This is a genomic window from Chryseolinea soli, assembly GCF_003589925.1.
Lineage (GTDB): Bacteria > Bacteroidota > Bacteroidia > Cytophagales > Cyclobacteriaceae > Chryseolinea > Chryseolinea soli.
In genome coordinates, this window is the sequence record NZ_CP032382.1 from 3,620,810 (window position 1) to 3,640,218 (window position 19,409).

Below are 19,409 nucleotides of genomic sequence, written 5' to 3' on the forward strand. Positions count from 1 at the left end.
CAGGAGAAAAATAACCATCCCAATCCATCCCCCAGGGCGTGGCATGACAAAGAGCATATTTGTATCTAATATTGTATCGACCTGCCGGTGCATGGATCAATCCTATGAATCTCTTATTCCCCTGGCTATACGCAATCTGTCTGTCGATTGCTTCTGCATCGATACACCCATCGCTTCGTATGAAAGATGCGGCCGTGGCAACTCCCGTGATCATGGCCGAAAGTATTCTTTCGACCGAAGACGATGAGTTTGGCGGAACGTTGTCGCCGGATGGGAAGCTGTTCTTCTTTTGTAAACGTGCGCCCACAACCGGGAGGAGCAATTACATCGCGATCTGTTTTGTGGAAAATAAAAACGGATCGTGGGCCAACGTGCAAGTGGCTCCGTTTTCGGGGCAGTATCGCGACTTCAATCCGCAGTTCTCCGCAGACGGCAGCAAACTCTACTTCATGTCAACGCGACCCGTGACAACCGGTGTAGCCAAAAACGACAGCGACATTTGGTTTGTCGAACGAAAGACAAACGGCTGGAGTGAGCCGGTCCACCTCGGTGAAGCGGTGAACAGCCCGTATGTCGAATATGCCTGTTCGTTTGCTAACACCGGCGACATGTATCTGAGCAGCGGGAGAAACGGCCGCGATGTACGCATGTATGTATCGCGGTTGACGAATGGGGAATACCAGGCACCCGAGGAGCTGAGCGAAGTGGTCAACACCGTATTGCCGGCCTTGGATGCCTGCATCGCGCCCGATGAAAGTTACCTGTTGTTTACTTCGGCCGGAAACGACGACATGATCGTTCCGAAGCAGGGTGTCATTTATCCGAGAAGCGACTTATACATCTGCTACAAGATCCAGGGAACGTGGTCAAAGCCAACGATTCTTCCCGAACCCTTGAACTCGGTCGCCGACGACGGAAGTCCCGCTGTGTCGCGCGATGGGAAGACACTCTTTTTCACCAGCAAAAGAAATTTTGCATCGATACCAATGGCCAAAAAGCTCAATCACCAGGAGCTGGAAAAGCAGTTGCACGGCACGCTGAATGGTTTGGGAAACATCTATGCCGTGAGTACAGACGGATTGAAAACAAAAGGGCAATGACAAAACGTTTGGTCCAGATCGGCTTGTTCATCACGCTGACATCTGCGGCGATAGCGCAGGCCTTACCGTTTGCCAAGAAGGACAAAGCCGATACCATCACCTTATTTGGCGAAGGCATTATCTCTACACCGGATGATGAATTCGGTGGAACGTTTACACCCGATGGAAAAACAGTATTCTTCTCCAAGAGCGTGCCGGGATCCTATTTTTATACCATCTGCTTTTCAGAATTCAAAAACGGAACGTGGACTGCGCCACAGGTTGCGCCTTTCTCCGGCACCTACCGTGACTTCGACCCGGTGATTGCGCCCGACGGAGAAACGATGTTGTTCGCATCCGACAGACCCGTGGGCGATGAGGCCAAGCATGACTACGACATCTGGATGGTGCAACGCACAGGAACCGGGTGGGGGAAACCAACCCGCCTTCCCGAACCGGTCAACTCCGCATTCGACGAACATTTCGCTTCGATGGCTGCCAGCGGAAACATCTACTTCAGCTCAACACGTCCCGACTCCACTGGAAACCAAACCGGTTCCGATGTATACTCAAGCAAACGCGTGGATGGAACGTATAAAACAGCGGAGCGCATGAACGCCGTGAGCACGGATGCCTTCGAGCTGGATGTCATTATTGCGCCTGATGAAAGCTATATTCTTGTTGGCGCCGCCGGAAGACCGGATGGACTGGGTGGCTTCGACATCTTCATCAGCCGGCAGGTTAAAGGACAATGGCACGAGGCCGTGAATGCAGGCCCAAAAATAAACTCCCCGTTTCGCGACTACAGTCCACGGATCTCGCCCGACGGCAAATACCTGTTCTTTACTTCAGAACGCGATTTTACAACCTTGCGAAAGCCCACCGCGCCCCTCACGTATCCCGAGCTGGTAAAGTTTTTCCGGGGCACGCTCAACGGGTTGGGTAACATCTATCAGATCGACCTCGATGAAATTGTAAAATCGAAGTAATTTTTTAGCCCGTCGAACATCAACTCGTCGATTTTTAATATAACCATAACTTTACCATTAAAATGACGTTAGATGGTAATAGTAATTTAGAGCAAATAAATCGCGATCGCCTATGGTTTTGGATAAATCCATGAAGAATCTTTTCCTGATAGCCCTCACGATGCTGATGATGCAGTGCGTCCGTGACCAGCGACGCCAGATTTCGGGCAACTATCCCCAACCTTTGCCTGATTCCATTGCCCTGCCTTTCCTTCCCGGAATTGTGAGCAGCGACTCGCTTGACTTCAATGCAGCCTTTTCTTCGGATGGAGAGCGTTTTTATTTTTCAAGATCAAGCCATGGGAAATGGATGATCTACATGACGGAATTGCGGGAAGGTTCTTGGGGCAAGCCCGTGCTGGCGCCGTTTACTGAAACCGAGTATTCGCAAGCAGACCCCTTTATATCCCGCGACGGAACGTTATATTATATTTCAAACCGGCCCCGATATGCGGGCGACACCATTCCGGATTACGATATCTGGTTTATCCGCCCGCAACCCGATGGCTCATGGTCTAAGCCCGAAAATCCCGAAGGTGTAAACTCGGATAGTACCGAATACTACATGTCCCGTGCGGCCAATGGCAATTTGTACTTTGCATCCAATCGTTCGGGGACGCTGGGATCGCATGACATTTATGTCAGCCGGCACGTCGATGGCGGGTATATAACTCCAGAAAACCTTGGGCCGGCCATCAACTCGGCGCAAATGGAACACGATCCCATGATCTCACCGGATGAACAATACCTTATTTTTACTTCCGTTGATCGGGCCGATTCGTACGGCAGCGGCGATCTTTACTATTCACAGCGCAGCAGCGATGGTACGTGGAGCCCTGCGAAAAACATGGGCAGTAAATTCAATACGAAGACGTATGAATACTGTGCCTATCTGACGCCGGACGGGCAGTATCTCTTTTATAGCACCAACTACGATGTGAAGTGGATCAGCGCCCGGCACTTTCCGTGGTAGTCAGTGTGTATTAATCAGGAAACCGATAAATGGATATTCAAGGAAAGAAGAAATGTAGGAACCCGGATATTCATTGAGTTCCCAATTCTCCTACCTGACCGGAAGCTGAATATTCTTGAGCTTTTCGGGATCAATGATGGTGTTGATCCGTAGAATTTTTCCTTCGGGCGAAAGATCAAACACCTGGCAGCTTACCAGGGTTGACCCGGAGTAGAACAGGAGCGAAGGCTCGTGATTGATTTCCGCGGGAATAATAAAGAAACCCGTCTGGTATTTGTCGTAGATATAGAGTAGAAGACCGGAAACTTCGTGCGCGCCGGAAAGATACTTGGCGACGATGTTCATGTTAGCGCCACCATCGGCATGGAATGCGATGTCTTGCGAGAGCAGCGCTTCCAGCTGTTCGATGTTCCGTGCGCGAATGGCAGCGATATAATGGTGGAGAACTTCAGAAGAGGAACCTGTTTTAGGCCTGGTGCTGGCCGGCTGTTGTTTTAGCTTTTCTTTGGCCCGGCTCAGTATTTTTCGCGAGGTCTCAACCGTAGTCGAGAGCACGCCCGAGATATCTTCATGTGAGTAGCTGAAGGCCTCTTTTAAGATGAACACGGCCCGTTCTTTTGCTGTGAGTTGCTCGAGTAGAATGAGCAGGGAGTAGGAAACGATATCTTTCAGGTCGGCTTGCGTATCGGCACCTTCGGTGGCTACAGGCTCCGGCAGCCACACATCGCCATAGCGTAGCTTCTTCTTTTTGTTCTTGATGGTGATGGCCCGGTTGATGACACTCCGGATCAGGTAGTTCTTTTCGTTCCCCACATGCTCGTGGTTTGCCGTGAGAAAAGCAGACATGACGTCTTGTATAGCATCCTTGGCGTCGTCGGCCGAGCCAAGGATGTTATAGGCATATGGAAAAAGAACCCGTTGATAATTCTTCATTGGTCGCTCGCTAAGATTCCAGCCATTTGGATAATTTTTTAAACAGGAATGGCATCAGCAAAAATACCATAAATGGCACTACAATGAGCGTGATCGCCAGCGTTCTTAACGGCATGGGGTTGATGCGGTTAAAAATGTCGCCAAAAAGGCCGAACAATATGGTAAGGGTGGGGTAGATCGCTATCCAGGTAAGGACGGAGATCTTCCATCGTTTGGGCTGCGTTTTCATGTAGTGTAGACGTTTAGTTAAAGATGGCGTGTGAGGTATGCAGCAGGTTGAGCATTTCAATGCGTGGCTCGGACTCCAGGTTTTCATCGCGTTGCTGCTGAAAGGAGAGGAAGGTCTTCAGTGCCAGGAATCTTTTCTGCGACTCGTCGTTGTTGTAAATGGACAGGTGCGTGAAAGTCTTTCCATCTTCCGCCAGGAAAACATGGTAGCGCATGCCGTGATCACCGATCGCTTTGACTTCTTCTAAAAAGGCCTGGATGTTTTGGTTGTTCTTTTCTGCAAACTCCCGTGCTGCGGTGTAGGTTACTTTAACTGCTTTCATATTTTTTGTTTTGTTTCGCTTAAGACTAAACAGCCCGGAAAAACGTGACACGGTTTTACAAGAATTGGCGCTTTTTTTATAAATCACAGATAATCAGGCGTTCACAACCCGTCTCTTTTTGGGGGTGCGTGCGAAAACATGGATTGAATCGGTTCAGAATAAAATAAAGACTGTGCGATGGGTTCCCCGGGGCCTTGTTGCCCCTTGTCGGTTTACAATATCATTGAAGGGCTGGTAGTGAAGCTCGTCATTCGTATTTCAAACTATCGACCGGGTTGGCGCGTGCCGATTTGAACGATTGAAAGCCTATGGTTAAAAAAACCAGGATCAATGCCATGACGGTCACCGCGATGTAGAGCAAATAATCTAATTGGGTTTTGTACGCAAAATTTTCCATCCATTGCGTCATCACCCACCATGAAACGGGGATCACCAGCACGGCCGAGAGGACGACCAGAAGGAGGATGTCTTTTGATAATAAGAAAAGAATATCCGGGATGTTTGCTCCCAACACTTTTCTGACCCCGATCTCTTTAACGCGCTGTGTTGCCGCAAAGGCCGATAAGCCGATCAAGCCCAACAGGGAGATGAAGATAGATATGCCGGATAAGATCGACAACAACTTATGCTGCCGCACATCGTCGTTGTATTGCTCGTTGAAGCGCTGGTCGAGAAAGAAAAAATCAAAGGGATGGCCGGGCGCATGCTGCGTCCATTTCGCTTGGATGTCGGAAATGGTTTGGGAGAGTTCTTCACCGCTCAGTTTGATGTGGAGATAGCCGCTCTCGCTATTCGTTCGAATGATCAGAAGCGGTTCGACCGCGTTGCGCAGCGACTTGAAATTAAAATCCTCGACCACGCCAACCACATGCCCGGGAATATCACCATGAAAAAACTTCATGGCCTTCCCCACCGCGTGAGCACCCCAACCCAGCCGTTTGGCCGCGGTTTCGTTCACGATGTAGGGTGTTTCGTCATCGGCCACGGGGCCGGCCTTAAAATCACGACCCTCCAGGATCTTTAGGCCCATGGTTTTAACATAGTCCTCGCCAACGAAGATCACCGCATAACCCGATTGCTTCATCCCCGAAGAAGTCTCTGCCCAGAAATTCATCGCTCCACCCGCGTTCGCTCCCACCACCGTTCCCCCGGTGGTCACTCCGGCTATGCGAGGATTTTGAAGCAACGCATTTTTGAGGGCCGGAATGTTGTGCTCCACCGCGCTATCCGGAATGGGCAAAACCAAAATATTATCCTTGTTAAAACCCAGCGCTTTGTTGCTGATAAATTCGATCTGATCGCCCATAAACCAGGTACATACGATCACTAAAATGGAAATTGCAAATTGCGTTGTGATCAAAACTTTTCTGAACAGCCGGTTTGATGGACTTGTTTTAAACTTGCCCTTCAACGCGGTCAGCAGGGGTGAAGTAGAGAGGAAAATGGCAGGGTAGAGTCCCGATAATAAACCGATGCACAACGCTACCGCTAGCGACACCACCATCAACCCCGGATTTTGGAAAGGATCAAAGACCAGATTCTTTCCGATCAACTGATCAAAAGACGTGAAATTCAAGACACCATACACCATGACAAGCGCAAGCAGCAGAGAGATCAGTGACAAGAAAACCGACTCGACCAATATGGAAATGGCCAGGAGTTGCCGGTTGGAGCCAACCAGTTTCTTTATCGCGATTTCCGTTGCCCGGCGTGTGGACTTTGCCGTCGAAAGGTTCATGTAGTTGATGCAAGCCATGAGCATGATTAGGATGCCCGTTGCCCCAAAACCATAGAGATAGGCGATGTTGCCCCGCGGCTCGTCCTGGTCAAGGTCGGAATGAAAATGGATCTCCGTTAAAGGCTCCAGTATGGGAGAATATCTCCCGTCTACTTCCACGCTAAACGCTTTAAAATATTTGTCAAAAAGTGCCGGAAATTTTGCGTGAAAAGTCTGTGGTTCATAATTCTTCGGAACCACGATGTACAAATAGCTCCCCGGATTCCAGAAATTTTCCGAGGCGATCTTTTCTCCCTCTACAAAGTTCCGGTTCGACATCAACAGGTCGAACTTGAGGTGCGTGTTCTCGGGCAGGTCCCGGATGACACCGGTAACGATCCAGGAGTCACTTCCAATGACGAGTGACTGTCCCAAGGGGTCCTCGGAACCAAAATACTTGTGCGCGATCGTTTCCGTTACCACGACTGCATTGGCGGTTTGCAAGCAGGTTTTCGGATCGCCATAGACAAAGGGATGATCAAATACTTTAAAATAAGTGGTGTCTGCATCGATGATTCCTTCCTCGTAAAACTCTTTCAACCCATCGCGACCTTCATGTTTTACCAATATGCGTGAACCATCCCGGTTGATGCGAACCACCTCTTCTATTTCAGGCATTTCGGTCTTCAGTACCATCCCCAGGTTCATCGCCGACCGGGCCCAACGAATATCCAATCCGGTCTGCTGCTGGTGACATCCCACCCGGTAGATGCGATCGTGGAGGGCATAGTGCTTGTCGTACGAAAGGTCGCTTTGAAGGATCAGCAACAAGACGACGCCCACGGCAATGCCCAACGCCAATCCCAGAATATTGAGGGTAGAGAAAAATTTATCTTTCAGAAAAGCACGCGTGGCGAATTTGAGGTGATAGCGCAGCATAGGATATGAATTTAAGGGAGGCGAAAATTTATTTCTCAAAAGTATCCCGGGGCGGAAGAACCGGATGATGCTCCATGCCAGCCTCCACTTCGCCTTTGCCGCTCCCAAACGTTTTACATTTTGTTCAAACTGGTGGAAGAGATCGCCTTCAATTTCCTCCAGGAGATGTTCCGGGCAGAACCACGAAAGTAAACGGAACAGCCAGGCGGGCGGTGTTGAATCTTTTTCTTTCATGATACGCTCATCTTCAATTGAGGAACCATGCTCCACAGATCCAGACGCGTCTCCTTCATCGCCTTCAACATGGCCATGCCGGCGCTGGTGACCGTGAAAATTCTTTTGCGCCGGCCACCGCGCTCCTTGGTGGCGCCGCCCACTTTAGATTTTACGTGGCCTTTGTCCTCCAACCTGTAGAGGGTGACATGGACGGCGCTGAGCGTAACATCGCGTTTTAGCCTTCGTTCTATTTCCTCGGCAATGGCCGCACCATACGCATCGTCCTGAAGAGCGGCTACCAGAATTAACACCAACTCTTCAAACTCGCCCAGGTATTCTTTTCCCATTTGCTTCTATTTTGTTAAGTAAATAAGACAAATATTTTGAGATATCCAAACTACGCTTGATTGAGGGCAGCGGACGCAAAGACTGTCAATGAAAAATGCTGGTGTCTGTGGGCGCGAATAGATTTCAACTCTTCAAAAGACGTTCTATTGAGAAATCATGTTTCCATTAACATCGATGACATGAGCTAATCCACGAACTTCGCAGGTCGATTTACCTTCATCATCAAAAGAAAGGAAATTTTCGCAATCCGTTTTTGCAATTCGTTTGCCCGTAAGGTCGAACAAAATGGCGCCGTCACTGGTCTGGCCACACAATCGGCCGGCGCCGGCATATCTGATATAATGGCAGGAGTCGGCGCTGATCGGCATGGTCTCTGCTACTTTTCCGTTGGCGAGCCGCAACAATTGAGTATGATTGCCTTTCCAGGCAACGATCATTTTATTACCGGGGGTGCCGAGTGATTGGAATGAAGTAAATCCACTGCCAAAATCAACGACAATGTCACCCTGTGCCGTTATCAAAGCGATTTGATTGTTCAGGAACGCTTCAACATAGGGATAACCTGCATCGATCAGCCTGTCATACTTGCATTCCGTAACATATCCCGTCTTAATGTCAACCAGACCCCATTTCTTATCTATGCTTTTTGAGTTTCCACCCCTCTGGGATTCGTTCACAGATAGCAGGTATGCATCATCAAAATCATAGTCGTATGAAATGGCCGAAAACGTGATACGATGGCTATGGCTGAGCGTCTCAAAGCCAGAATCAGCGACAGTATAAATGTATTTGAAGGGTTCAACAACTTCATTGTTTCTGTTTATGACTCCCATGTGGTCGCCCTTTGCGGCTAAGAACAATTCTCCGTTTTTTAGGGAAGCGATTTGATCATAGTCGAAAGATACGACCGTCCTTCCGGTCGTGTCAATAACTCCATATTTGTTGTCAAGATTAGTAACAACCGACACCCCGCCGTCAAATGAAGTAGCATCTTTAAATTTGGCGGGAATTTTAACACGGCCTTTTTTATCGAGGAAACCAACCAGCGCTCGATCCTTGCGATCTTCAAAACGAGCAAGCCCATTCTTAAATGGGGAAATATCGGTATAACTTGGCTTTAACAATATTCGGCCCTCCAGATCCATAAGTCCGAATAGCTTGTTTGAATCCTGAAAGATAAACATGTCTTCACCGGCAATCCATGTTTCGAATGCCAACAGTTCAGGTGAGACCTTCAGTTTTGGATTTAAGCGTGCGGCTCGCTCAAAGGCTTTTGATGCGGAATCCCGTTGATGCAACGCTAGAAAAGTTGCGCCCATGTTGTACTCTAAAAACGCGTTGTCGACGCCTTGGTTAAGGCCATACGCGAATTCCTTTTTTGCGTCATAGTATTGACGTTTTCGAAACGCAACATTTCCCAAGTACAAATGAATATATGCAATGAAATGTTTGTTGGCCTTACTCGTGTTCAACTTCAATACTTCGCGCAAGAGTTTTTCGGAGCGATCCAAAGACTGATCCGATCTGCCGAGCAGGAGCGCGATGACGAACTTGGAGATGATCTCTACTTGATTGTCAATGACAAATTTCACGGAATCGGGGTTCTTGACATAAACCAATGCCCCGTTTCTCTTTGCCACATCTTCAAGGTTGACGAATATGCCGCAATCAACTCTTTTCGATTCTAGGCTATAGTTTCCAAAAATCAAAAGACCCCGGGATCTGCATTTTTCTTTGAAGATTGACTTCAAGGAGTCTCTAAAGGTAGTTCCGGTGAGGGTTAGGTAGCGATTCAATGAATCCGTGTTTATGCTATCAACATCAATATCCATAGCCAATTGGCTCCTCAAACTGACGCCGAAATCATCTTGCGGTCCGGGTGAGAATTTAGAAGTTAGAATGATGATGCGATCCAGTGGTTCGTTGCAGCGCGAAGTCAGCCAGGACGGATAATTCATGGCAGCGAAGACGCTTAGCGTTAAGGCGAGCGGTGCGAGGACCTTAACGATTTGTCCGATCTGTGCCCAGCCATTGCCAGCGCTTGAATTGATTCGTTTCTGAAAATGCGGAAGCTCTTTTTGGATATAATCCCTTAGTTGTTTTCGCCGGTCCACATCAAGTGCAGCGATATCTGCATACACATCATCAAAGTCCAATACATTCACCTTCCAATCAAATGAAAAATGTGGTGCGGTGACAGTTCTTATTGTGTAACTCGTTTGTTTTGACGTCAGAACGAACACATTTATCTTTTGGAAAGTTTGATAGTGCTTCTTGTCGAGACATTGGAGGAGCGTGGCATCAACTTTTTCACTGGTTCGCGTGGATGTAATCTGAAAGGCAATCCCCGCCGTTTTGTCTCCGAGGTCTAGCCCCGGAAAGGATGAACTCTTTTGATTTAGATTCTTGAGTTCGTAGCCGTAAACACGATTGAGTATTTCTTTTACAAAATCTTCGCAGTATTTGTTGAGGTCGGTGAATCCCAACGCTGCTTTAGATTCGATTTCCCTGCGAAGGATGGTTATGTTTTCGATGATCGTGTCGAAGTATTTGCCACTGTTGAGCATACTGGAGCGTATTTTTTAAGGCTGTCGTCTAATTAATTTGGTCTGCTAGTTTAGTTCGTTTTTTGACGCGGCACACATGACGGGCGTTAAGGATGAAATGTTTTGCGAGACAAGTAATCCCGGGGATTGGTGCGGGCAATTTGATCAAAATCCTCTTCGCTCAGGGCAGCTTGTAACTCGGTGAGCATCTCTCGTTCCGATTTGTGGTTCCGGACCACATAAAAATCTGTACCGAAAAGCACACGACTGCGTAACCGGATATTTTCCTTGGCTAAGGTCTTTTTTAGCAACGGGATGATCTCGGGATTGTGTACGATATAGCTGATGTCCGCATAGACATTGGGATATTGAAGGATCAGGCTACAGATGATCGAATACCAATCTACTTTGTTTTTCCAGAGCTGGCCGATTTTTCCGGGGCGGGGTTCTCCGTCCGTTTCGAAGAAATCGATGCCCCAATCCGGCTTCATGGTCAATTGATGAACAAAATGGTGCCGGTCCAGTTCGTAGTATTGTTTCCACTCGTCATCCCCGCCGAAATGGGCCAGACAGATCTTTAGCCTTTGAAGGTTGTATTCCAACTTACCGTTCTTCAAACCAAATACTTCGCGGGTTTTTGGGTTGGTTGCTTTCTTTAAAACCTTGATCAGGTGGTCATCGTCCAGCAAACACAGGTAGTTCAGCGGGTGCGTGAAATTTCGTTGGAATTCTTTGTTTTCAAGTTCATGCATTTTCAGTGGGAACCTTTCGTAAGCGGTGGGAGCTGCTGGTTTCCGGTGCTTCTTTTCTTCGGGCTGTTCCAGGATGCCGAAATCTTCTTCTTCCTCCGCTGCCAGTGACCGCACTTCCTCGAAGACGGGGTGCTGATTCCAGTCCCTCAATTTCGGCCCTCTGTAGAAGATCGTCCCGATAATACAATGCGACATGATGGGTATTTCGTGATCGGCGGCGTAGCGCCAAAGGGGTAGTAGCTGTTCGTCAAACGGATAGTAGCCCAGCGCGGGATATATTTTAAAACCAGTAAAGTTTTCTTTTTCGATGTAACGGTAAACATCACACGCCTTTTTTAGTTCGACCTTCCCATCGATGAGATCGTAGTCAAAGAAAGATGTATCTTTCATTCGTTCGGGATGAATAAAGACAAAGGGAAACGTTGTTTCGGGATGGTTTTTCTTGATCGTCGAGAGCTCTTGCATCTGGGTCTTGAAACGATGCTCTTTTTTGAGTTTCCCAGCACCCATGAACTCCATATCCATCGGCAAGATGACGAAGGCCGAGCCCGGGGGATATTGTTTTCGAAGCCGACTGTAGATCCGGGATTGTTCGCTGTAGATAGCAAATCTTCCCAAATTAATATAGCGCAAAAGGAACTCACGCGTCGCCGGGCCGGGCAGCATGGCGAGAAAGCGAAAGAGCTTTTTAAAGGTGAATAGAATCAAGTTCCGGCCAGAGGAGAAAAACAACAATACGATCAGAGCAATAGCAACTTTTCCCCAGGGATTGGTAATATCCATGAAGAACGGGCTCTGACGAAACCACTGATAGACATCATCCACTTGTTTTTCGCCGGTGTTTGGTTTTATCACAGAAGAAACCACGTGGTAGACGTAGAAGAACGTGTGAGCGGTAAGCCAATATCCGACAGTGCTTACCAGAAAATCGGAAATCCAGGTTCTTCGGATAGCCCACGAGATCGTATACATCCACTGAGAGACCCGCGATCTGCGAAGCCTCCGGAGCCTTCTCATGAATTTCCCCATAAACCAGAATTTGCCCAGGCCAACGATGAAACCGGTAGTCAAAAGAAAGTAAGTGCCCAATGGCAAGAATGTCCGTCCCAGCCAGGGGGGCACGTGATCGGCGGTGAATATATGTGTATGACAATTGATGATCGGATCTTTTGCAGGTGCCTGGTATCGTTGATTCGTCATGCGAAGAACTGGTAAGTACAGGGGTAGGTAATAAAAAAAGCCCACCATGCCCTTTCGAGAAAGGCGATGATGGGCTCATACAAGAAAGATAAATTAAAATCGCTGGACTTGCAAGCGCTCTGCCTGGATTTGAAGGACCTTGGCTTCAAGGCTTCACCGACCTCTAAGTCTATTTTTTAAACGATTCGCTCAACTTTTTAAAAAGTAGCGTTACGTCGAAATAAAGTTCACCCTTTTTTTCATCCCGGTCCACAATGCTCAGGCGATCGGTCTGCGCTCCGTTACATCTCGTCAAAGCCTGCGCCCCGGTGCTGTAAAGTCCAAGGTAGTTAATGAGCGCGTACTCTTCGGTAGTGGTGAGTGTTATATAAGGCTTGTCGCAGGTTCCATCGCCTGTAAAGATCATGGCTTCGTACAGTCGCTGTGCGCGGCGCTGGTAGCGATCGGCTATTTCATTTTCTCCCTTACGCCGAGAGGCGTACATCATCTCGCGATACAACGACGCGCTGACGGGGTTTGTCTTCAACAATTCTTGCCCGCTCGCCAGTGTCTTGTCGTATTGGCCGTCTTTGTTGTACTTATAAAGATCATTTGAGACATTTGAATACGGACTATAGGTCTCCGTCTTCGCATAACCCAGGCAAAGAAGATAGACTTCCCATTCATTCAGCAGATCATCTTCCAGGAATCGCTTGAGCAGCTTTTCATACGCATAAGGACTTTCTGCGTTCATGGTAATGGCCTGTAGCGAATCGAAGTTGGTGATCACCGAATACTGGATGCCATGGTCGATCTTTCTGTTTGCCGATCTGCCGATGCTCCGAAGGCGAGCCGTTTCCTGGATCTGCTCGACGCTTTTTGTCAACTCGTCCACCTTGCTCTGAAGTTTCTTGTTATCCGGTTCCAGTTTTAGTGCACGCTCATAGAGGGACAGGGAAGTTCTCATATCTTCATGTACCCGGAGCAGGTAGTCGCCGAAGTCAGACCAGATGGCCGCGTTGGTTGAATCGATCTTCAAGGCCTTGTCGTAATATCTCCAGGCCTCCTCCGCTTCTCTGAAATTGAATGCCCCGACAATATTGGCATGCCGCCAGTGTGGCTCCGCGCTGTTGGGGTGTTCCTTGAGGTCTTTCTCGTAGCGTTTGTTTTCGGCTTTCGATATTTTGTCGTTCTTTTTGTAGTTGTCTTTTTGTGAAAAACCATCAACGGCAAGCAGCAGACCAAACAAGATGATCGAAACGGTGGTCAATTGGCGGAGGAACATAGGTCGGGGTTAAGGTTACTTAAACTACGAGTTTTGTGCCAAATTTATTGCACTTCGTTGCCGAAAAGATTCAGAATGAACGTAAAGGTTCGTTGATGAATAAATTTCTGATGTCAAACTTTCTATGATTTTAACATTGTAGAGGCCATGTAGAGGTTAAAAATATCGTTGTTTCTGGCGACTGTGATATATTTGTCTTGAAAATCAAAAAGCACCGCATTATGAATGAACTATTGGAGGGCGTCCTGAAGGGGCTGATGGGCCGCTATAAAGAAAGGGTACCGGATGTGTCGGCTGTGATGGCGGCCATGAAGAAGGAGGGTGTGATTCAAAATGACAGCGAAATCGAGAACGATCACATCGCGTTCCGTAGTTTGGGAGTGCCTCATTTGGGGATTCAGTCGCTGGAGAAGGTATTTCTTCACCTCGGCTACACCAAGCGCGACTATTATTTTTTTCCGGAGAAGAAACTGAATGCCTATTGGTATGCACCCCCGGCTGAAAATTTTCCCCGCATTTTTATCAGCGAATTGCGCGTCGGTGATTTGTCGCCAGCTTCCCAGGAAGTGATTCGCAAATATACCGGCACGTTGCATAGCGATCCGGTTGACAGCCTCGACCTGAACGATGTGGCAAAAGTCGATGCGTTTTTGCACAGCCACTTCTGGAGCATCCCAACCCTGCAGGATTATCTGGCGTTGCAGGAAGAGAGCGAGTATGCCGCTTGGGTGATGTACAACAAATACTACCTCAACCACTTCACCATCAGCGTTCATTCCCTGAAGCCGGGCTATAATACCATCCAGGAATTTAATACATTCCTGGAACGAAACGGTTTTGTGCTCAACGATTCGGGTGGAAAATATAAACAGAGCCCCGACGGTTTGCTGCTGCAAAGTTCAACCGTGGCCAAGATGATCGAAGCGGAGTTTGCCAACGGCGAGAAACACACCATCTCCGGATCGTATGTTGAATTCGCCGAACGGCGCGTGCTTCCACAGTTTCGTAATCTTCCCCCTCAGGAGATTGGTCGCCAACACCGGCGTGAGGGCTTTGAGGCCCAAAATGCAAACCGGATTTTTGAGAGCACCTACTCCTCTCAGACGACCAAGATCAGCTAAGTTTTTTCTTTCATTTTAATTCAACACAACATGACAAAGTCCATGGAAGGGCAACGTGCGTTCGATTTTAAAAATCACAATCGCGGTGTATCAACCGGAATACAGTGGCTGGAGAGCAAGGGAGCGTCTATCGCCTCTTATTCTCCTGTGGATGGAAATTATATCGGCACGGTCACGGCAGCAGACAAAGACACTTACGAGGCCGTGATCGAAAAAGCAAAGGCGGCCTTTCATGCGTGGCGACAGTGGCCGGTGCCGCGGCGCGGCGAAATTGTGCGGCAGATAGGGGATGCGTTTCGGGCAAACAAAACCGAACTTGGAAAACTGGTGTCGTATGAAATGGGCAAGAGCCTGCAAGAGGGACTGGGTGAAGTGCAGGAGATCATAGACATCTGCGATTTTGCTGTCGGCTTGTCGCGCCAGCTCTACGGCTTGACGATGCACAGTGAACGGCCTTCGCACCGCCTGTATGAGCAGTATCATCCTCTTGGTATTGTCGGGATCATCTCCGCGTTCAATTTTCCCGTGGCGGTGTGGAGTTGGAACAGCATGCTGGCGTGGGTGTGTGGCGATGTATGTGTGTGGAAACCTTCGGAAAAAACACCGCTTTGTGCGGTGGCCTGTCAATCGATCATTGCTGATGTGTTTAAGGAAAACAATGTGCCGGAAGGTGTGAGTTGCCTGGTGATGGGTGGGCGTGAAGTAGGAGAATGGTTGAGCGAGGACCGCCGCATCCCATTGATCTCTGCTACGGGTTCAACGGCCATGGGGCGCGCTGTGGGCGTGGCCGTGGCAAAACGCATGGGGCGAAGCTTGTTGGAGTTGGGTGGAAACAATGCTGTGATCATCTCGAAACAAGCCGATCTGAACATGGCGTTGATGGCCTCTGTGTTTGGGGCGGTGGGCACGGCCGGTCAGCGCTGCACGACGACGCGCCGTCTCATCGTGCACGAAGCGATCTATGACTCCATGAAGCAAAAACTGGTGAAGGCCTACGGACAACTTCGCATCGGCAATCCATTAGACAGAAGCAATCACCTCGGGCCATTGATCGACAAGGGTGCGGTGGAAGGTTACGTGGCGGCAATCGAGCAATGTAAGCGTGAGGGTGGCATGTTCATCGTCGAGGGTGGTGTGCTGGAAGGTGCGGGTTATGAAAGTGGCTGCTATGTGCGGCCCTGCATTGCAGAAGTGCAGAATCATTATGCCGTGGTGCAGCATGAAACCTTTGCGCCCATTCTTTACATGATGAAGTACAAGACCATCGAAGAAGCGATCCGCATGCAAAACGATGTGCCCCAGGGCCTGTCGTCGGCTATCATGACACTCGATTTGCGGGAGGCGGAGTTGTTCTTGTCACAGGCGGGAAGCGACTGCGGCATTGCCAACGTAAACGCAGGCACGTCGGGTGCCGAAATTGGAGGCGCTTTTGGAGGAGAGAAAGATACCGGTGGCGGACGCGAGAGTGGAAGCGACGCCTGGAAAGTCTACATGCGTCGTCAGACCAACGCCATCAACTATGCCGCAAACCTGCCGATGGCACAAGGCATTCAGTTTGATTTGGAAATGATAGAATGAGGACCGAAGCGCGGTGTCGGTTAAAGACTATTCAAAAAGCCTCCAAGATTTTCTTCATGCTCCAGGTTGAGCTTCTTGCGAAGCCGGTAGCGCGCCATCTCCACCGATTTGACGGAGATGTTGTTGATGGAGGCGATGTCTTTGATGGAAAGGTTTAGCCTGATCTGACCGCACAGCCGTTTTTCGTTGTCGGTCAAATCGGGAAAGCGGGTGGTCAGTTTGAAAAGGAAGTCCTTGTATTCCGCTTCCATGTTCAGGTGAAACGCCTCTGCATCTTTGTTGGTGCCTTGAACCTGCGAGAAATGATCGATGATTTTCGTGATCCGGCTCGACGATTCGGAAGGTGAGCGCAGGTTCAATTGTTTCAACTCGTCGAGGAACGAGCGGATCAGTTCGTTGCGCTGCGACAAATGGATGGCGGCATTGGTGAACTCAGAATTTTTGAAATCGAGGTTTGCCTGCAGGGCTTCTTTTTCCAGGTTGGCACGCTCCAGGTCGTTTTGAGCCAATTGCTTTTGTGCTTCCGACAGCAAGTATTCCTTTTCAAAGGCTTCTTTCTCCAGCGAGGCACGGGCCAGTTCTTTTTGCGTGAGCGCTTGTTGAGCTTCCAGGATCAGGCGTTCCTTCTTTTGTGTGGTCACTTGCTTGCTGTACAATAAAACACCAATGATGGTGATGAGCAGAATGGCGCCGGCCAAGGCGTCGCGCTGCAACACTTTTAATTTGTTTTCGCTTTCCAGCAGTTTTATTTCCTGTTCCTTCTGTTGTGTCTGGTGCACCATCAACGCGTTGGTAAGGTTGTTACTTTTTTCCAGGGAGATCACTTCGTCTTTCAGTTTCATGTATTGCGTGAGAAACTGAAAGGCGTTCTGATAGTCATTTTTGGCCAGGTACACCTTGGTGCTGAACTCGTAATTGTCGATCAGCTTTTCTTTTCTTGCATTGGCTTTCGAAGTGGTGATGATGGCCCGGGCTTTCGTTAAATAATACTCGGCGCTGTCGAGCTTGTTCATTTGATAGTACGTGTTCCCCATCTGGTTGAGGTTTTCGCCTTGCTTCAGCACGTTGCCCAGTTGTATGGACAACCGGTAGCCCTCCTTCAGCGAGGTCAGGCCTTCGCGATACAGACCCTGAGCGGTTTGCATCATCCCGATATTGTTAAGACTTGCCGAGATGCGTTCGGGCTGGTTCAGCGTGCGGCTGAGGGCTAACGACGCTTTAAAATATTTCAGTGCGAGGGCGTAGTTTTTCAGCACACTGTAGTCAAGACCAATGGCATTCGTGGTCCACACCACATCTTCTTTGCTTCCTTTTTTTTGATAGGCCGATAAAAGTTTTTGGTGGAAGTCGAGGGCTTTTTCGGTTTGACCGGCGTCGTAATACACCCAGCCCAAAACGCCGTTGGCAAGCAGCTGCCCTTGTTCGTCGTGGAGTTTCTGGTAGTCGGCCAGTGCTTCGTAGGCGAAGATCAGCGCTTTGTCGTAGAGGTCCTGCTCGAGATAGATCATGGCCAACGTTTGTTTCGACCGTGCTTCCATCAGGAGATTTTTGTTTTCGAGCGAAAGCTGTAGGGCCTGATTGCCGTAGGTGGTGGAGAGCAACAAGGAGTCCTTATAGAAATCAGCCGCAGCCAGATAAGCTTCAATGCGTTTCTCGACGGTCATCGACGCCAGGCTGGCGGCATCGTCCCAAGGGTGTTGAAGCGACTGGGCGTGGCACGCGAGCGAGTGAAGAGACAAGGCGAGGATGCAGTGAAATAGAAGACGCTTCATCGGCTGCTAAGGTAAGAATATTTAACACGGGGCGCCACCCAGCAGGCCGGCGCTCGGCATCAACTGCTTTTTTCAACAATCATGATTTTCTTCAGCCATAGCGCCAGGGGCTTTCTGAAAAAATACAAGGAACAAAGCAATAAAAAGATAAAGAGTGCGGCATACTCGTTAGCCGAGAGATGTGAAAGCAGCCACAGCATGGTGATCAAAATGAATGGGATGAGATACACGGGCACCCGGATGCCCGGCTCGCCCGCGGCTAATCGCTCATTTTTCTTGAGCTTCCAAAGGGAAAGTACCACAGCAAAATAGGTGATGAGATTGGCCGAGCTGGAAAGAATGGCCAGCCCCTTGAAGCTGCCGGAGAGCGAAAGAACAAAGGCCAAAAATGAATAGGCGATGATGGAAATATAGGGCGTCCGAAACCGTGGGTGAATGGACGACAGGATGTCTGGAATGAGTTTATCTTTTGAAGATGCGAACAGGAATCGCGGCATCGCCAGGATGTCGCCGCTGATCGCGCCCAGTATGGCCAATGCAGTAGCCAATACAATAAGCGTGGGGCCGACACTTCCAAAAATGACGGTGGCGATCTTCACGAGCGGTGCTTCCTTGTAAAGCGAAAGGTCGGCCCCCAAAATGCCTTGCGCCAAAATCTGGATGCCCAGGTAAATGAGAATGACGATCGCAATACCCGAAAGCAACCCCAGCGGCACCGAACGTTTGGGATTCTTGATTTCGCCTCCGGTGGTCAATGCCGCTTCTCCCCCCACAAAGGCGAAGAACAGGATGAGGCATGCTTCTCCCAGATGATTGAACTCGAAGTCATCCCACAACTTCAGATTTCCGGCATCGATCTTCGGCCAGCCAAAAAACAACAACAAGGCGATGGGCAAAAGCTTGGCCAGCGTGAGTGCCGAGATCACTTTCGCGCCATACTTCACACCGCGCACATTGATCCACGCCAGCCCACCAAACACCAACAGAAAAAAGATCAGCCGGCCAAAGAGCGTATCTATTTCGGGAACATAGAGCACAATCATTTCAAACAGCGCGTTGGCGATGGCCGCATCGCTGATCATCCCAAACCCAAACCAATATAAGTTGCTGGTGAGAAAGCCCACGTAGGGACCAAACGCACTTTCCACATATTTATAGATCCCGCCGCTGGTCGACGTCTGGCTCCCCACTTCGGCGAAACACATCATGATCATGAAGATGAGTGCACCACAAATCAAGTAAGCCACCGTGCTGGCGTGACCCAGTTTCTCGGCCACCAAGGCCGGTAGCGCAAAGATCCCCGCGCCCACGGTCAAATTAACTACGCTGGCCGCAAGGCTCTTGATGCCGATGGCCCGGTTTAAACCTTCTCCTGATGATTCCATGCCTTGT

15 protein-coding genes are annotated in these 19,409 nt (G+C 49.1%); 5 read left to right on the forward strand and 10 right to left on the reverse strand.

Annotated features, from left to right (window positions below; genetic code table 11):
- The first annotated feature begins 104 nt into the window (after positions 1 to 104).
- The 3 genes from D4L85_RS15575 to D4L85_RS15585 all read left to right on the forward strand — a co-directional run bounded on the left by D4L85_RS15575 (position 105) and on the right by D4L85_RS15585 (position 3,080).
- Positions 105 to 1,100, forward strand: a complete 996-nt coding sequence (locus D4L85_RS15575) for a TolB-like translocation protein (RefSeq protein WP_119755157.1) — start codon at positions 105 to 107, stop codon at positions 1,098 to 1,100.
- Positions 1,097 to 2,068, forward strand: coding sequence for a TolB-like translocation protein (locus tag D4L85_RS15580; RefSeq protein ID WP_119755158.1), 972 nt, complete (start codon positions 1,097 to 1,099; stop codon positions 2,066 to 2,068). Before D4L85_RS15575 ends, D4L85_RS15580 begins: the two co-directional genes overlap by 4 nt.
- A 130-nt stretch (positions 2,069 to 2,198) precedes the next feature.
- Positions 2,199 to 3,080 (forward strand): PD40 domain-containing protein, encoded by an 882-nt coding sequence (locus D4L85_RS15585; protein ID WP_160143760.1) that lies wholly within the window; start codon positions 2,199 to 2,201, stop codon positions 3,078 to 3,080.
- A gap of 90 nt (positions 3,081 to 3,170) precedes the next feature.
- On the opposite strand, the gene D4L85_RS15590 is transcribed toward D4L85_RS15585, so the two are convergent.
- The 8 genes from D4L85_RS15590 to D4L85_RS15625 all read right to left on the reverse strand — a co-directional run bounded on the left by D4L85_RS15590 (position 3,171) and on the right by D4L85_RS15625 (position 13,546).
- A complete protein-coding gene (locus D4L85_RS15590) occupies positions 3,171 to 4,013 on the reverse strand; it encodes a sigma-70 family RNA polymerase sigma factor (protein WP_119755160.1) in 843 nt (280 codons plus the stop codon).
- A gap of 10 nt (positions 4,014 to 4,023) precedes the next feature.
- The gene (locus D4L85_RS15595) at positions 4,024 to 4,242 is read right to left on the reverse strand and encodes a putative antibiotic biosynthesis monooxygenase (RefSeq protein WP_119755161.1); all 219 of its coding nucleotides are present in this window, start codon (positions 4,240 to 4,242) and stop codon (positions 4,024 to 4,026) included.
- 13 nt (positions 4,243 to 4,255) lie between these two features.
- Positions 4,256 to 4,564: a hypothetical protein gene (locus tag D4L85_RS15600; RefSeq protein WP_119755162.1), complete on the reverse strand. Its 309-nt coding sequence runs from the start codon at positions 4,562 to 4,564 to the stop codon at positions 4,256 to 4,258.
- A gap of 247 nt (positions 4,565 to 4,811) precedes the next feature.
- Positions 4,812 to 7,454, reverse strand: coding sequence for an ABC transporter permease (locus D4L85_RS15605; protein WP_119755163.1), 2,643 nt, complete (start codon positions 7,452 to 7,454; stop codon positions 4,812 to 4,814).
- Positions 7,451 to 7,783: a PadR family transcriptional regulator gene (locus D4L85_RS15610; protein ID WP_119755164.1), complete on the reverse strand. Its 333-nt coding sequence runs from the start codon at positions 7,781 to 7,783 to the stop codon at positions 7,451 to 7,453. The genes D4L85_RS15605 and D4L85_RS15610 overlap by 4 nt, the downstream gene beginning before the upstream one ends.
- 144 nt (positions 7,784 to 7,927) lie before the next feature.
- Positions 7,928 to 10,351 (reverse strand): SMEK domain-containing protein, encoded by a 2,424-nt coding sequence (locus tag D4L85_RS15615; protein ID WP_119755165.1) that lies wholly within the window; start codon positions 10,349 to 10,351, stop codon positions 7,928 to 7,930.
- Positions 10,352 to 10,437: 86 nt separating this feature from the next.
- Positions 10,438 to 12,282 (reverse strand): amidohydrolase family protein, encoded by a 1,845-nt coding sequence (locus D4L85_RS15620; RefSeq protein ID WP_160143761.1) that lies wholly within the window; start codon positions 12,280 to 12,282, stop codon positions 10,438 to 10,440.
- Between the two features lie 169 nt (positions 12,283 to 12,451).
- A complete protein-coding gene (locus D4L85_RS15625; RefSeq protein ID WP_119755167.1) occupies positions 12,452 to 13,546 on the reverse strand; it encodes a DUF4919 domain-containing protein in 1,095 nt (364 codons plus the stop codon).
- Positions 13,547 to 13,767: 221 nt separating this feature from the next.
- On the opposite strand from D4L85_RS15625, the gene D4L85_RS15630 reads away from it, so the two are divergent.
- Positions 13,768 to 14,667, forward strand: a complete 900-nt coding sequence (locus D4L85_RS15630; RefSeq protein ID WP_119758818.1) for a DUF1338 domain-containing protein — start codon at positions 13,768 to 13,770, stop codon at positions 14,665 to 14,667.
- A gap of 30 nt (positions 14,668 to 14,697) precedes the next feature.
- The gene (gene amaB, locus D4L85_RS15635; RefSeq protein WP_228450917.1) at positions 14,698 to 16,245 is read left to right on the forward strand and encodes an L-piperidine-6-carboxylate dehydrogenase; all 1,548 of its coding nucleotides are present in this window, start codon (positions 14,698 to 14,700) and stop codon (positions 16,243 to 16,245) included.
- A 20-nt stretch (positions 16,246 to 16,265) separates the two neighbouring features.
- Here the strand turns inward: amaB and D4L85_RS15640 are convergent, their stop codons facing one another.
- Both D4L85_RS15640 and D4L85_RS15645 read right to left on the reverse strand, forming a co-directional pair.
- On the reverse strand, positions 16,266 to 18,017 hold the full coding sequence (locus D4L85_RS15640; RefSeq protein ID WP_119755168.1) for a tetratricopeptide repeat protein: 1,752 nt from the start codon (positions 18,015 to 18,017) through the stop codon (positions 16,266 to 16,268).
- A gap of 59 nt (positions 18,018 to 18,076) precedes the next feature.
- Complete coding sequence (locus D4L85_RS15645) at positions 18,077 to 19,402, reverse strand: APC family permease (protein ID WP_119755169.1); 1,326 nt, start codon at positions 19,400 to 19,402, stop codon at positions 18,077 to 18,079.
- Positions 19,403 to 19,409 lie beyond the last annotated feature (7 nt).

Coding starts and splice junctions, on each gene's coding strand:
- D4L85_RS15575 (WP_119755157.1), top strand. CDS start 105: ATGAATCTCTTATTCCCCTGGCTATACGCAATCTGTCTGTCGATTGCT.
- D4L85_RS15580 (WP_119755158.1), top strand. CDS start 1,097: ATGACAAAACGTTTGGTCCAGATCGGCTTGTTCATCACGCTGACATCT.
- D4L85_RS15585 (WP_160143760.1), top strand. CDS start 2,199: ATGAAGAATCTTTTCCTGATAGCCCTCACGATGCTGATGATGCAGTGC.
- D4L85_RS15590 (WP_119755160.1), bottom strand. CDS start 4,013: ATGAAGAATTATCAACGGGTTCTTTTTCCATATGCCTATAACATCCTT.
- D4L85_RS15595 (WP_119755161.1), bottom strand. CDS start 4,242: ATGAAAACGCAGCCCAAACGATGGAAGATCTCCGTCCTTACCTGGATA.
- D4L85_RS15600 (WP_119755162.1), bottom strand. CDS start 4,564: ATGAAAGCAGTTAAAGTAACCTACACCGCAGCACGGGAGTTTGCAGAA.
- D4L85_RS15605 (WP_119755163.1), bottom strand. CDS start 7,454: ATGAAAGAAAAAGATTCAACACCGCCCGCCTGGCTGTTCCGTTTACTT.
- D4L85_RS15610 (WP_119755164.1), bottom strand. CDS start 7,783: ATGGGAAAAGAATACCTGGGCGAGTTTGAAGAGTTGGTGTTAATTCTG.
- D4L85_RS15615 (WP_119755165.1), bottom strand. CDS start 10,351: ATGCTCAACAGTGGCAAATACTTCGACACGATCATCGAAAACATAACC.
- D4L85_RS15620 (WP_160143761.1), bottom strand. CDS start 12,282: ATGACGAATCAACGATACCAGGCACCTGCAAAAGATCCGATCATCAAT.
- D4L85_RS15625 (WP_119755167.1), bottom strand. CDS start 13,546: ATGTTCCTCCGCCAATTGACCACCGTTTCGATCATCTTGTTTGGTCTG.
- D4L85_RS15630 (WP_119758818.1), top strand. CDS start 13,768: ATGAATGAACTATTGGAGGGCGTCCTGAAGGGGCTGATGGGCCGCTAT.
- amaB (WP_228450917.1), top strand. CDS start 14,698: ATGACAAAGTCCATGGAAGGGCAACGTGCGTTCGATTTTAAAAATCAC.
- D4L85_RS15640 (WP_119755168.1), bottom strand. CDS start 18,017: ATGAAGCGTCTTCTATTTCACTGCATCCTCGCCTTGTCTCTTCACTCG.
- D4L85_RS15645 (WP_119755169.1), bottom strand. CDS start 19,402: ATGGAATCATCAGGAGAAGGTTTAAACCGGGCCATCGGCATCAAGAGC.